16 protein-coding genes are annotated in these 13,610 nt (G+C 59.7%); all 16 read right to left on the bottom strand.

The features are described from left to right. Nucleotides 1–6 precede the first annotated feature (6 nt). A complete protein-coding gene (locus BLL36_RS18650) occupies nucleotides 7–921 on the bottom strand; it encodes a baseplate J/gp47 family protein (protein WP_197678440.1) in 915 nt (304 codons plus the stop codon). Between the two features lie 143 nt (nucleotides 922–1,064). Next, the gene (locus BLL36_RS18645) at nucleotides 1,065–1,532 is read right to left on the bottom strand and encodes a phage GP46 family protein (protein WP_076952804.1); all 468 of its coding nucleotides are present in this window, start codon (nucleotides 1,530–1,532) and stop codon (nucleotides 1,065–1,067) included. Continuing rightward, nucleotides 1,532–2,065, bottom strand: a complete 534-nt coding sequence (locus BLL36_RS18640; RefSeq protein ID WP_076952803.1) for a phage baseplate assembly protein V — start codon at nucleotides 2,063–2,065, stop codon at nucleotides 1,532–1,534. The genes BLL36_RS18645 and BLL36_RS18640 overlap by 1 nt, the downstream gene beginning before the upstream one ends. Continuing rightward, nucleotides 2,058–3,176 carry a phage baseplate assembly protein gene (locus tag BLL36_RS18635; RefSeq protein ID WP_076952802.1) on the bottom strand — a complete coding sequence of 373 codons (1,119 nt, stop codon included), beginning with the start codon at nucleotides 3,174–3,176 and terminating at the stop codon, nucleotides 2,058–2,060. Before BLL36_RS18635 ends, BLL36_RS18640 begins: the two co-directional genes overlap by 8 nt. Next, nucleotides 3,169–4,419 (bottom strand): DNA circularization protein, encoded by a 1,251-nt coding sequence (locus BLL36_RS18630; RefSeq protein ID WP_076952801.1) that lies wholly within the window; start codon nucleotides 4,417–4,419, stop codon nucleotides 3,169–3,171. The genes BLL36_RS18635 and BLL36_RS18630 overlap by 8 nt, the downstream gene beginning before the upstream one ends. A 12-nt stretch (nucleotides 4,420–4,431) precedes the next feature. Further along, nucleotides 4,432–6,117: a phage tail tape measure protein gene (locus tag BLL36_RS18625; RefSeq protein WP_076952800.1), complete on the bottom strand. Its 1,686-nt coding sequence runs from the start codon at nucleotides 6,115–6,117 to the stop codon at nucleotides 4,432–4,434. A gap of 100 nt (nucleotides 6,118–6,217) precedes the next feature. Continuing rightward, on the bottom strand, nucleotides 6,218–6,520 hold the full coding sequence (locus BLL36_RS18620; protein ID WP_025858882.1) for a hypothetical protein: 303 nt from the start codon (nucleotides 6,518–6,520) through the stop codon (nucleotides 6,218–6,220). After that, nucleotides 6,520–6,888 carry a phage tail tube protein gene (locus BLL36_RS18615; protein ID WP_076952799.1) on the bottom strand — a complete coding sequence of 123 codons (369 nt, stop codon included), beginning with the start codon at nucleotides 6,886–6,888 and terminating at the stop codon, nucleotides 6,520–6,522. The genes BLL36_RS18620 and BLL36_RS18615 overlap by 1 nt, the downstream gene beginning before the upstream one ends. Before the next feature lie 23 nt (nucleotides 6,889–6,911). After that, complete coding sequence (locus tag BLL36_RS18610) at nucleotides 6,912–8,372, bottom strand: phage tail sheath subtilisin-like domain-containing protein (RefSeq protein ID WP_197678441.1); 1,461 nt, start codon at nucleotides 8,370–8,372, stop codon at nucleotides 6,912–6,914. Between the two features lie 8 nt (nucleotides 8,373–8,380). Continuing rightward, entirely contained in the window at nucleotides 8,381–8,569 is a 189-nt protein-coding gene (locus BLL36_RS18605; protein ID WP_076952797.1) for a DUF2635 domain-containing protein, read from the bottom strand. Then, nucleotides 8,566–9,120: a hypothetical protein gene (locus BLL36_RS18600; RefSeq protein ID WP_076952796.1), complete on the bottom strand. Its 555-nt coding sequence runs from the start codon at nucleotides 9,118–9,120 to the stop codon at nucleotides 8,566–8,568. The genes BLL36_RS18605 and BLL36_RS18600 overlap by 4 nt, the downstream gene beginning before the upstream one ends. 2 nt (nucleotides 9,121–9,122) lie before the next feature. Further along, on the bottom strand, nucleotides 9,123–9,443 hold the full coding sequence (locus BLL36_RS18595) for a head-tail joining protein (protein WP_130925955.1): 321 nt from the start codon (nucleotides 9,441–9,443) through the stop codon (nucleotides 9,123–9,125). Nucleotides 9,444–9,470: 27 nt separating this feature from the next. After that, nucleotides 9,471–9,824 carry a DUF2190 family protein gene (locus tag BLL36_RS18590; protein ID WP_076952794.1) on the bottom strand — a complete coding sequence of 118 codons (354 nt, stop codon included), beginning with the start codon at nucleotides 9,822–9,824 and terminating at the stop codon, nucleotides 9,471–9,473. Between the two features lie 84 nt (nucleotides 9,825–9,908). Beyond that, nucleotides 9,909–11,918, bottom strand: a complete 2,010-nt coding sequence (locus BLL36_RS18585) for a prohead protease/major capsid protein fusion protein (RefSeq protein ID WP_231998929.1) — start codon at nucleotides 11,916–11,918, stop codon at nucleotides 9,909–9,911. Continuing rightward, complete coding sequence (locus BLL36_RS18580; protein WP_076952792.1) at nucleotides 11,878–13,401, bottom strand: phage portal protein; 1,524 nt, start codon at nucleotides 13,399–13,401, stop codon at nucleotides 11,878–11,880. Before BLL36_RS18580 ends, BLL36_RS18585 begins: the two co-directional genes overlap by 41 nt. Further along, nucleotides 13,398–13,607 (bottom strand): phage head-tail joining protein, encoded by a 210-nt coding sequence (locus BLL36_RS18575; protein ID WP_065890652.1) that lies wholly within the window; start codon nucleotides 13,605–13,607, stop codon nucleotides 13,398–13,400. The genes BLL36_RS18580 and BLL36_RS18575 overlap by 4 nt, the downstream gene beginning before the upstream one ends. Between the last annotated feature and the right edge of the window lie 3 nt (nucleotides 13,608–13,610).

The following is a 13,610-nucleotide window of genomic DNA, read 5'->3' as shown; positions in this document are numbered from 1 at the left end:
GCCTCCTTAAAAGCTGGAGAAGGTTATGGTGCCGGGCACTGCCATGTGTCCGGTGGCGTGGGCAACGGAGGCGGTGGGCGAAGTGATTTCGTTATCTGATTCGCCGGCGGCGACGGAGACCGCTTCGCGAAGCCTGCTTATCGCGATCGGTTCGCCTGGTTTCGAATCGCGGGCGATCAGGTCGGCAACTTCTGCACGCACCGCTGCCTGAACAGCCGCAGTGTTCGGCGAAAGCTTCACTGCCAAATTCAAAGAATCAGGCACAGGTGCCGCGACAAACACCTCGGCGGTTACCGGGCGACGGGCATCAATGTAAGCCTGGACCTCTGCGACCTTCGCCGCATCCGGGATGATGTCGGCCTCACCATCACAGACGAACAAGACCGTTACAGTCCCGGCGCCCATCTGAAGTGGGTAAACCCATACCCTGGTGACGCCTGGCACCTCAAGAGCCCAAAGCTCATAGTCTGAGGCTGCACCGCCGTGTGGCGGCTGCCTGATACGCTTCAGTAGCCGACTGAGCAACTGGGCGTCCTTCTCAACATCAAGACCGCCATCAATGTCAGTGGCCGCAGAGCCGGTCGATTGAACGCCGGCTACCGGAGACAACAGAAACAGCGGCGTTCCGGCCGGCGCATCGCCAGCGGCACCAGCCTCTACGGCGACAACAGTAGGCTGGAGCGTGATATCAGTGAAGACCGCATCAGCCAGGACGCGGTACTGCGCGCCATCTTGCCGCTGAAGGACCGTTCCGGCTGGTAGTGTTGAGCCGATTGCGCCGGCAAGCAGCGCGGCGCCGGTGGAATAATCAGCTGACTTGCGAAAGACTTTCCATATCGCTGCCCAGCGCTCGAGGTATTCCTTCTCGGCAGTGTCGATGATCGCCTGCTTGGCCGCCCACTCAAGGAAGCCGTAGAGCATGTGCACTGCGCCAGCCTCGGATCGGGCTAGGATTCCCAGTAGTGAGCGGCGCAGTACTGCGCTTTGAACGCCAGTCACCCGCCCGCTAATGTCGGTAGTAACTCGGTCAATCAGTTCCGGTAGGGTAGGTCTCGCAAATGGCATCAGGCAGCCCTCTTGCCGGCCTGGGCCGACCATTCATAATTGTATCGGTAGCGAACGACCGGGCCGGTCGGGCGATAGATGTCGATAAGGAGCAGCATCACGCCACGCGAGTGATATGAAGCGGCGACCTCGATCGTCGTGGCCACCACGTCATCAATCATCCAGGCCAAGGCGTCACGGCAATATTGCTCAGCGCGGCTCAGCGTTTGGGGCAGTTCTTTCTCGCGGGCCAGCAGCCAGAGCAGCGAGCCCGTCTGGTCGGTCGCCGAGGCGTTTGTGATATCTCCCCAGTAGCCACGTAAATCGTCCTGCTCATATTCCGGCGGGATCTGCTCAGCACTGGCGCGACGATCGGTGAATAGGCTGATGATCACGGCAGTTTCAAGGCCGTCATCGCGCTCAAGGTCGAAACCAAAGAGCACCAGGTCCCCGCCGAACTCGGTCATTACCATTGCGGCATCGGCCATCAGATAGGCGCTCCGGTATTGGCGGTGCCAACAAGGACGCCGTTGTGTTGGTGAGTGCTTCCTATGTTTTTGCCGTTGTTTGTAACGGTTCCGGTCGAATCAATATTCCCCTGGATTTTTACGTTACCGACCATCTCAATCTCTCCGATCATCTTGATGGTCGGGGCCTCCACCTCTGCATGCTGAACAGCCGTGACTTTGACCATTTCTCGCAACAGTTCGACCTTGTTGCCCAGGTCGTCGTACATCGCGACCTCGCCAGCCTTCAGGGTGATGCGATAGCGGCGGTCATCAACTGCGAGAACAATCCCCTGCTCGCGATTACCTCCAATGAAGGCAACCGCCACGTCACCGCCTTTTGCGTGGCTGGTGAAGCCGTAGTTCTGCATGTGTTCGATATCGTCTCGCAACTCGTCCTTGAATAACTCCACCTGCAACTGCTGCCGGCCGTTGGTATCTGTGACCCTGCGAACAACGCCACGGGAAAACATCATCATCACGCGGTTGCTAAGATCGCGAATTGGGTTACCCATCCTTTTTTTCCTCTTCCCCGATGGCTTCCGCCCAAATGTTCCGTCCGCCCTTCTTGCCCTTCTTGCTTTTTTTGGAGTCAGGAGGCTCAGGCGAAAATGCTTGCGGGCTCACGATGTCCAGCTTTGTGGTGGTGCCGCCCTCACCGCGCTCGTATGTGGCCTGGCGGATGATCATCTGCCCATCCATGCGCAGCCACGGGGATTTAACTTGGACCAGCATGCCGGGCTCCCAGACGGGCCCGCCCGGCGTTTGCCGCCAGCCCTGGACGGTTATGGAGGCAGATGCCGACTTGCCCAGCCGGCTATTGGCCTCCCACGCGGCACGCTCTTGGGCGCTCCCGTTCGATCCGCCAGATTCGGCGATCACCAGCATCGGGCGGTAACGCCTGATCCCGCTATCGCTTGCCCCGCCCTCAACATGTGCCTCCGTGCCTCCATCACTGTTGGGGTTGTACGCGGCCTGGCCTTTAACCAGATAATTGCGGAAGCGCTGGCTGTGGTCGATGCTTCCAGAGGCGCTGAGGATGTTCTCCCCTTGAATCAGGCCGATCGAGGCGCGTTTGTTACCAGCACGCGTGATCAGCAGGCCGCCGGCGCCGTCGGGCGTCAGCAGAAGGCGCCTCTGCCTGGCGTAACGCTCGATTGCCTCGAAGGCCGTTTCGCCCTGCTGCAACTTGCAGATGCTGAATGGATCACCCACCGCGACATCTGCCGAAACGCCAACACCGAATGGCTGGGCCAGAACCTGGGCGAACCGCAATAGATCGATGTTCTTCCATTCGTCCGGCGTGTGAACCGCGCTGCAGTCGATCAAGTCAGAGGTTCGGTCGCGCCCCTGGATATTGATCGTGTGGTCATTCGCGCTGAACGAAGGCTTAAAAATGTCGACATAGCCGACAACCATCGTAATTCCGCCGAGACGAACCTCGCACTTGTCCCCCGGGAGAATGGGCCACGGCTCGACTTGAGCCCCTCTTCCCTCTTGCCCTTCCCAGCGCTCCGTGAGGGTTACGGTGAAAGCGCCGGACGACGCATCAACGGCGCGCGTTACGCCCACCTGGGTCCAGCCTGCGTAGTTCATTCCGTTGACCAGCAGCTCAAGGTCATCCATTTGCTAAAACCTCAAGCTGTTGGCCGCCGATCAGGAAACCTGGGCGGCGAGGGTCATTGCGCAACACAATGTCTTCGGCCCGGCTGGCGTCCCCATAGAGCTGATAAGCGACAAGCAACGACGGCAACGTCTGCCTCGGCGAGAAAGTCGCAAGCCTTGGCAGATCCTGCTCTGGATTTGGAACAGCCTGCACCACTGCCGTCCTGAGATCAGTCACCGCCACATAGACCAGGTCGCTACTGGTCGTTTCGCTTTCTTCGTCTAGCCGGTCGGACAGTTCAGTACGCACCGCTATGGCAGCCTCGTAGCTGTCGTACTTTGTCGGCGCGGATGTGGTTTTCGTGCCACCGTTCGAAACGTCTTCGGTCGTCTGGGTAACAACTGCTGCGATCGCAGCCTCAGAAATCGCCGCTTGTCGAACGAGCGCAGATACAGCGCTGGTGTTCTTTACGACCTGTTGCCTGCCCGGAGTCATCGAAGTAGGCGCGCTGCCTGAACTGTCGAAGTACTGGTTGTAAAGGCTCATCAGCATCCCGAAGGCGCTGCCGCCGAAAGCCGACCTGATGCTACTTATCGCGTCAACGACCTGCCCGGCGAACTCGAAAGGTGTTTGGATCAGGCTGAACGCGTCGGCCCCGATACCCTTAACCTTGTCGTAGTAGTCCGAAACGGCCTGGATGTCGCTCGACACGATGAATTCCGGAGAACTCAGGAAGTCGCTCAAGTCTTTGATTTGAGTCGTAGCGGCCTCGGCAACGAACGATGGATAGCCCTTCGTGAGAAAATCCTCAACGAAGTTTTCTTTGCCTGTCTCGGTAACCTCGCCAGCCTTGGCGCTGATCGCGTTTACGCTGTCGACCTTGGCTGACGGGTACGACGCCTCCCCTGCCTCGAGGAAGGTCATGGTGAGAGTGCACTTTCCGCCCTCGTCCGATGATTCACTGACCGTGAGTCCGCGACATACAACGGTCAGCTCACCACGGTAAGGGTGCACCAACACCCCTGGTCCCGCTTGCTCGCAGACCTTTATCAGCTCTTCCCGGGCTACATCGTATTCTTTGCCCAGCAGGTAGCCGGTGATACCGAACTCCCGCGACTTGCGGCCGAGGTCTTCCGTATAGGGAATATCTCGCTGCGCTGCCTCGTGTACCGCCTGGCGCCGGCCGTGACTGCTGTCTGCCGTAGCCACAAAAAAGCCCACGCCGCGAAAGGTCGCGGCGCGGTAGTTGTCTCGCCAAGCCATAGGGAACTCCGGTTACGGGGCCATCATCGAGTAACCGATGTCGGTATCGAATGTCGCTCCCTGGCTGCCCTCGGTTTTCACCTTGGATCCTGCTGGGACGTTGTTCAGGTCGACCTGCACCCTTACTGCTTGCTCAGGCGGGGCCATTTGCTGAACTGCATCCCTGCCAATTTGCGCGGCGCGGCGGCCCAGGTCTGTGTCGGCGCCGCCGGTGGAAGCCGACGGCGGCCCGCCTTCAGCACCTCCGCTTACCCCGGCCCCATCGATGCCGAGAAGCTTCTTCGCCCAATCGGGCAAGCCGTTCTTGATAGCAGCAATAGCCTCGGAGATCTTGCTGCCGAGGATTGCGCCCAGGTCCCAGCCTGTCAGGTACTTGATCAGGCCGTTGAAGCCTTCCATCATCAACGTGATGGGGTTGTATTCCTTCCACAGCTTCCAGATGCCGTTGATTATTCCGTCACTGAAGGCCGCCTTGACGCCCGCCCATTTGTCCTCGAAGAACCCGACGATGTTGTCCCAGTTCTTGTAGATGACATAGGCCGCCGCGCCGATGGCCACGATGGCCGCCAGGAACCAGCCGACCGGCGTTAGAGTGATAGCCAACCCGAGACCCTTCAGAGCCAGCGCCAGGTTCAGCACCGCCATCAGGAAGCCGCCGCCGATGTACAAGCCCAGCGCCGTAAATATCAGGTTGGCCGTGCCGAAAGTGTCGGAAAGAGAGCCAAATATCTGGATTACTGGCTGCACGCCGTCGTACAGATCGCCCAGGAACCCGGTGACCTTTTCGATATTTCCGGGAAGATTCTTGGCAAACGCGGTGGCAAACGCCTCGATTTGAGGCCGGTATTTTACGATTGTCTCGATCAGCTGCTTGCCAAGCAGGTTCAACTGAGGCACCAGGGAGCTGCCGATAGTGTTGCCAACGCCACTGAGCGCTGCGTGAATCGTGTCGAGCGTGTCGCCGAAGTCTTCTCCCTCACGAACAGCACTATCCGAAATGACAATGCCCAAGCGTTTAGCCTCGGCAGACATTTTACTTAAACCTTCGCCCCCCCCGCGAATCAATGGGAGGAGCTCGGTGGCACTCTTGCCGAATATCTTCACTGCGGCCTGTGCCTGCAGGGCCGGATCTTTGATCTTCGAGATTCGATCTACAAAGGTGTCGAACAGAGCATCGGAGCTTTTCAGCTTGCCGGACGAATCCTTGATGTTGATTCCCAGACCTTTGAACATCTGTGAAAGCTCTTTCGAGCCCGCCGTCGCGGCACCGATGTTGATTTGCATTTTCTGCAAGGCGCCGCCCAGGGTCTCGGCGGACGAGCCTGTGAGCTTCGCTGCAAAGCTGAGCTCCTGGAATCGCTCGCGGCTGATACCGGTACGCTCGGCAGTATCACCAATTGCGCCGGTTGCATCAGCGAAACCCTGGAAAAACATGTTCAACGCAGCGCCTGTGATGCCCAGCGTGGCCCCCAACCCCAGCAGCTTGCGAGTGCTCGAGGCAACCGCGCTACCAACTCCACCAATCGCACCGCCTACGTTCTTCAGGCTGTTCGCAAAAATCGGCAGACCGGTACGATCAAGCGCACCGGCAATTCCAGCGCTCGCCGCTTTGACCTTGCCGAAGATCCCACGCAACGGCGCCGTAATCTTGTCCACGGCCGCGATGATGACGTTTAGGGAGTATCCTTTGTCTGCCATCCAACCCACTCCTCGGTGCGCTCAAGCCACCAGTTCAGCTCGTCGAAATCCATTTCCATGACTTCCGACGGCTGAACGCTCATAACTTTGACGACGACGGTTACGCCTCCTTCCCACCCCCGAGGTGCTTCAGCAAAAAATCCCGGGCCTCGCCGATGACGGCGGCTTGATCGTCCTCGCTCAGCTCGTCGAGCAACGCAGGGGGGTGGCCAACCATCTTGGCCCCGAGGTCAATCAGCGTGGCGAAGTCCATGTCCGCGCCGCCGTTGCCCTTGCCATCCGAAGTGATACGCAACGCATGGCCGCGCAGGTATTTAAGCTTGCGGGTCACGGTCAGCTCAGTGAACGTGTCCTTGCCGAAAGTGATCTGCTCGGCAAGCTGAATCGTTTTTTCCTTGGCCATTACTTAACTTCCTCGCAAGACATGCCTTCGAAACGGCAGGCAATATTGCCTTCCTCAGTGTTGCCAGTACCCTCACCCGCGTACCAAGCCTCACTCAGGGCGATGACCTTGCCGTTGGCGAGCTCGAGCGTGATGGTGGCGTCGTCGAGGGTTACCAGATCTTCGAGGCTGAGCTCATTCCGATCAGTGATCTCACCCTCAACGAAAGGCACCTGCGGGGTTTCTTTATAGCCGTGCACAACGTCGGCACCGACGACGCCTTCGCGTTTCGGTTTGCCGAGGTTGTAAGTGAAATTTCCTTTGGCGAAGTACATGTCGCCGTTGACCTTCAAGGCGATGATTCCGCCGATACGGTTTTTACCTGCCATGTTCTTTCTCCTGGCAATCGCCGTTACAGGCGGAACTGAATTTTGTTCGCGACGATTCGCAGCTGATTGACCAGATCAGGCGGAACCAGCATATCCAGGCGATTTGGATCGCTCTCGTTACGCTCGCCTATCAGGTTGGCCTTGAAGTCGCCCATGTTTTCCACCAGGCCAAGGCGCTCCCACTCACGAAACTTCGAAATCGCCTCGGCCTTCATCACCACCGGTGTTACCACTGGCTGCCCGACGCCGTAACGCGTACCGTCGTTGGCGAGCTTGTGCCGCGGGTACTTGCGCAGGATGTAGTCGCGCCAGTCGTGGCGGATGTACATCAGGGTGAACAGCGTTTCGCTGTCCAGGTAGCTGATGTCAGTGCCGCCGGCAGTGTTGGTTTTGTAGGTGGTGATCAGCCGCTCAACAACCATGGTGCCGTCGTTGTTGACCTTGCTGGTCGCGATACCATCGAACAACAGCAGGTTCCGCTCCTGGTTGGTGAACTTGTCCGCAGTGGCGGGCGCGAGACACCATGCATACTGAAGATTCTGGATTGGCCGGGCCGGGTCGATGGCGGCGTACAGGGCCGCAATGGCCATGGTCTCCGCGGCCTTCTCGTACGTCGGCATCGGCTCGTCGTTGGCCATCATAATGACCAGGTGCTGACTGTTGTGGCTGTCGCCAAGGGTTCCAAGGGAGCCTTGAGTGCCGCGCGCCGCTGTGAAGGCGTGGGCCTCGATTTCACGATCCCAGGCAAAGCGGCTGTTCAGCTCAGTCTTCACCGTCGCCAGGGTGGCTGCGTCGGTATATGCCAGCCCCCATACCTGGAACCACTCATCGCCCAGAGCCGCCAACGCCGAACCCAGGTCGGGGTTTCCAGAACCGCCGGTGAAAGCGCTAATGGTGACCGAGACACCGGAAGGCAGTACCTGGCCGGTGTAGTAGTTCACGCGGGCGTTCAGGCTGTTGCCGACCTCGCCTTTGTGGCGGCTGGTCAGCGTGACGGTGCCCGTAGCCGCCGTGGCCGTTACGGGCATGTCATCCGCGGCGGTGATAGCGGCGACTACAGATGCCGCGATCACAGTGGCGGTGTCGGCGCTGATCACACCTACAGACACGCGGCGGCCAGCAATCATCAACTCAATGGTGCCGGATGCAGTGGCAGGGCCAGTGAACGCCAGCGTGGCGGCTGCTGCTACACCTGCTGGATTATCAACCACCGGCATCACTTGCAGCTCGGTATAGGTATCGATAGCCATCGCCGCGCGAACCATGCCAGCCAGCATCGAGCCCTTCCCGAACTGAACGTCTGCCTGGGCCGGGCTGGTGATGCGGATCAGGGTGTTGGCAGCGGCAGCGCCGGCGGCCAGCTTCTGACCAATCAACAGGCGGCGGTAGCTGACCGGTTGAGGGCCGCGAACCGCCTTGCTGTTGTCGATCTCGCTGTAGACACCAGGCTTGCGAAGCGCGCCGGCACCAGGAATCGTATCCATTCCGATGGTCATTGTTTTTCACCCTTGGTTTCGGCCGGTACTTCAGCCTCTTTGATGACGACGTCACCGGCCTTTTCCTTGCGGATCCAGTAACTGTTGAGTTCAACAGGCAAGCCTTCTGGCTTGATCTGCTCATAGGTGTCGGGGTGACGCACCAGGCGGCCCTCGGCCGGTTTCACGAGCACGCGCGTGGTCATGGATTCAGGTCCTCGATGATGGTTTTTGCGCGATCAGCCGGATTCGGCTGCGCGTTGCCCAGGCTGTATTCGGTCTTAACCGACTTCAGGTCTGGTAGGCTTTGGTTGAACAGGTCGCCAGGGTGACGATCAAAATATTCAGCGTCGAAGATGAGGCGGCACGCGCCCGTCAGGTGCTCCGACTGGTCCAGCAGAACCATGCGCGAGCGCACGTACTGCAGGTCATTCACCGTATCGCCGAGCGTGTCGTCCATAAGCAGGAGGCGCTCTACCTGGCGGGCCAGCGTATCGAGCGCGTCGTCCAGCGCTTCGTTGCCTTCGGCGTGTATTTCCACCACCAGTTCAACGCGGCGCCTGTATTCCCTGGGCGCCTGGTTAAAGATCTCTGCCGATTCGTCCATCGTGTAAACGATGATCGCTGGCAACTCGCTCTGCCAGCCGTTGGAAATGAGCGGCGCCACCCGGCTTGCATAGACGCTGACCCCCGCATTTGTGGCGCCCAACAGCAGCGCAACGGCCTGCTTGCGGATCAGTTCTCGTGGGTGAGCCATATTCAAACCTTGCGAAGGAACAGCATCACGCCCGCCACGCCGTCAGACTGCACGTCATGGATTTTGTACAAAACACCTCGCGCCTGGACGCGATCCCGGTTCGTGGGTTCGTTCGGCAAGTCAATGACCCGAACCCCGAGGACGGGGTTGTTAGAGGACACCGGCGCGCCAGTCTCAGGATCGACGGTAACGTGGGCACTATCGAACACCGCCTGTGCCAGCGGCACACCGGGCGCAACGCCATCTCTCAGCCAGTACACAGCGCCCAATGGATCAAGCGCTGCTGTCGGCTCACTGAAGGCGCGGATCGAAACGCCGAGCATGCGCTGAGCCATTGAGGCCCAACCCATTTACGCCACCGCCGCCGGCGCAGATACGCCGTTCAGGCGGCAGGCGCCGGTGGCGGACGGGTTAGCAGCAACCTCAGTTGCCATACCCACCAACACCAGGCCGGTGGCCGAGACGTTGGTCAGGGCGCGGCTGGTGGTGTTCATGTAGATCGGGTCGCCGATCGCCCAGGCCTGGCCGCTGATTTTGGTCAAGCCGAACACGCCATCTACCTTGAGTACAACGGGCGAACCGGCGCTTTCGGTAGTAGCAGCTACGCCAATGATCGCGCCAACTTTGTACAGTTCGCCGGAAACGGTGCCGCCGGCTGGCGCTGGAACAGTCAGGCAGTCGCCGTGCTGGATGAAAGTCTTCATGCAAGGTCTCCTTTAGAGACAAAAACTGGAAAACGTAAAGGGCGCCACGCGGCGCCCTTTTGGGTTTGAATCGAACGCCGGGGCTTATGCGCCCGGGTTTTTGTATGCGCCGCGGTAGTCGATCCAGCCGGCGCCGAACACCAAGCGGGCTTTGATTTCCATGCCGTCGACTTCGAAGCCCTCGCGGGTTTCGGTGAACACACCCTGCTCGCCTTCCAGGTAGGCGTATTCGAACGTGTCGACGCCACCGGGGGCGGCGAACAAGTACCACTGGTTGCCGGTGATGCGCGCATCGACGATCACGGTCAGCGAAGCGTTGCGCACGTCGTTGATATCCGCGTTCTTAGCCGGGACGTAGAGCGTGCTCGTGAATTGGAAGGCTTCCAGCTCCTTGTCCGGACCTACCACCAGATACTCTGGCGACAGGTTCAGGAATTCACCAGCCTTGCTCTTTTGCTTGCGCATCGATGCGCGAGCGGCTGCCAGCGTGGTGGTGTTGATCGCACCACCGCTAGCCGCCAGGTTGCCGTGACCCGCGTCGTAGAACGGAACACCATCAGCGAAGTTCGGGTTGCCCAGCAGCAAAGCCCAAACCACATTGGACTCGGTCGCGGCGGCGGCATTACCGAGCGCAGCCGGGATGCGAGTCAGCGCGCCCAGGTCATCGTTCACGATGGTTTCCCATGTGATGGCGATGATCTTGCCGAACTTGGCCACTTTGATGGGTGCACCGTCTTCGGACAGCGTGCCGTACTTGTACTCGCCATGTTCCTTGACCTGCTCCAGCGCAGCGATATCACCCAGGGCTGCACGGGTGACTGCTCGGAAGTCCGGGACAGTGGTCTGGCGACCCAGTGGGCGCCAGGTCTGCGGCGCGGTTGCGTAGGCATCGCGGAGCGTACGGTTCACGGTGCTGCCGAGAAGCAGCGGGAAGTCGCTGGTGCTGTGCATGCCGGCGGCGCGCACGGCCTGCCGATCACAGCCCAGAGCGGCGCGCGCCAGCTCCTGCGGGGTCATGCCGCGAGCGGTACCGCCCGCCATCTCGACGAACTCACGGGCCATATCCACCAGGCGCATACCGCGGAACTCGCGGCCCGCCTCTTCCAGCACCACCGAGGCATTGCAGCGGTGAAGCAATGCGTTCTGCATGGCCGAGCGCTTGGCATTCAGGATTGTGACATCCTGCCCGCCGTTAACGACGGTTGGCTGGCTGTTTCGGGTGTTTGGCTGATCCTTGTTCTGGCGCTCGGCCACGGCGTCAATCAGCGCGGCGCTCGCATCGCTCACGGAAACACCGCGCGCAATCAAGTCATCGACCACTGCTTCGTCGTCAATGCCGACTTTGCGGGCCATGGTGCGGATGGTCAGGCTGCGCTTGCGCTCTTCTTCAGCCGACTCACGGCGAAGCTTCTCGTCGGCCGCGCGCTTCTCTTCTTCGGTCATTGCAACTTCCTCTTGGATAATAGGCACGGCGGCCGGTTCTACGATCGGCTCAATCGCCGACCGAACTTCAAAAACTGTGGGGAATCGACGGCCCGTGTATTCGGCCGGGGTAGCGGCACTCCGGATATTGGCGCCGTCGTCGAAGGCAATCGGCACCACCGACAGCTCCAATGGCTCCCAATCCACCGCCCGGTAAGTTGGAAGCTTTTCTTCGATGTCTTCCGTGATCTGGTACCGATGCACGACGTACTTGACGCTGATCTTTCGAAGAATCTTGTCCTGGACATCTTGAAAGATTTTTTCGGCATCATCGCGCTTGCTGAATCGAACCAGCGCATGACCTTGCTCGCCTTCGAGCCATGCGCGCTCAACAACACCAATAACATCGCCCAGGTCATCACACTTGTGGCTATTGAGAAGAGGAGCCCCGTTGTTCAGCCTGTCCATTCGAACAGCTTCCGGACTAACCTCCAGCTCCTCCATGTAGCTACCAACGTCCCAGTTCCATCTGGGCCCCTTGGCCCCAGTAGTCCAAGTCAGCTCGACGGTTCGGGCTTCTACATCAATCGAGCCTTCGCGCACAGCGGCGCGCAGGCTCAGCACCGGCGTTTCATGGGTCTTGTTCGTCGTCGCCTGGTTCGGAGTTGGCATCGTCTGGTTTCTCTTCGTTGGATGGTGGCTGACTTGGCGAACCTGCGGCCGCAACTCGGCGCGGGTCGCAATCCAGCACCAACCCGTACTCGTCGATCATGTCGTTTGCTTTCTTGATTTGTTCGGCGTGCCGCTTGGGGTCAGTGATGCCAAGCTCGCGCAGCGCATCAGGCCAAGTGGTGAGGCCGTTGCGCACGCGGGTGATCACGTTTTCTGTTTCTGATTTTGGATCAACCATGTCTCGGCGAGGTGGAACCCAGTAAGCCTTGACGTCATCCATGACCCCGCCAGGGATCAGGACCTGCGCCTCCATGAACCAGCGCCAAACCTGATCGCACAGCTGCGGTATCAACATCCGCCACTGCCACACATCTACGCGGCGAGCGAAATTGAGCCAGCCCATACGACCACTGGAAAAGTTGACCCCTTTGAGGTCTCCGGTGAGCAGCTCGTAGGGAACGCCAAGACCCACAGCAATTGCGTGAAGCGCCTGCAATGAATACGGCGCGTAGCCGTTGAATGTCGGCGGGGTACCGAAACTCACTTCCTCCCCCATCGAGAGCTCCTGAAGCATCCCGGGCTCCATGCGATCAATCAGTGGCGGGCGTTTCGTGACGCCCTGAGGACTGTTGTCTGGGTCTTTGGTTATGAATCCAGCGAAGCAGGCGGCTATCTTTGCCTGCTCCATCACCGCGTCTTCCATTTCATCGAAGTTGCGCATGCGCTGAATAACCGGAGCAAGCCAGGTGTAGCCCCGCGCCTGCCCCGGCCTTTTCCGAAAGAACACATGAATCACGTCCTCCGCGGGAACGCGGCGAGATTGGAGCGAACCCCACGCAACGTTTGCCCCTGGGTGCTCATCGAACAACCAATAGGCGACCCGCTTGCCAAGGGCGTCGAACTCAATCCCTTGAATAATGCGGTTCAGCCCAACGATGGCGGCCTTCGACTCGTCGAGAAAATCAGCCTCGATTACCTGCAGCTGGACCGGAACCGGCAGGCCATCGGAACTGAACCGGCGCCGGCGGCGAATCAGGCACTCGCCACTTTCAGCGACTGCCTCCATGATCATGTGCTGCAGGCCGTAGAAATCCTCCAAACCATCAGCATCGCAGGCGGTTGTTTCCGCCCAAGCCTGCCAAAGGTCCATCAACTTCACGCCGTCTCGATCGCGTTTAGCCAACGGGAGCGGAACGATACCCGCACCGACCACGTTGTCGGCGATGCCGGTGATGGCTCGTTCGGCAAAAGGATTGTTCCGGCGTTGATCCCGTGCGCGGTTACGAAGCTTCGCCAAGGCCGGCGCATTCTCGGCGTTGGCGTCAGTGCCGCTGGTACGCCATCCGTCGTTCCTCCGACCGCCCGCCGCACCCTCAAAGCGGCGCTTGATCACGTCCATGGTCATTTCAGTGCGGAGCTTTTTAAGGCGCGCATCTGATCGCTTGGCGGCATACCCAGGAAACAGGCTGTCGAGCATGCTCATGGGCAGTATCCTTTCGAAAACGAGGTATAACGGCGACCGCCGTCGTTACATGCATTCAGGCCCAGCTCGGTTGCCATCAGCTTGAGAATCCGGATCATCTCGTCGAGTGACCGGTAGGTAACGCTTTTGTCGGCGTAGCGGACTGACAGCGCGCCTTCGGCGATGGCCGCCTGCAAGGCCTGGTACTGCTCGATTGTGAAAGCCATAAG

This window comes from Pseudomonas cedrina subsp. cedrina, assembly GCF_001983175.1.
In the GTDB taxonomy this organism is placed as follows: Bacteria; Pseudomonadota; Gammaproteobacteria; order Pseudomonadales; family Pseudomonadaceae; genus Aquipseudomonas; species Aquipseudomonas cedrina.
The sequence above is the reverse complement of the archived record's forward strand: the minus strand, read 5'-3'. Positions and strand labels throughout refer to the sequence as shown.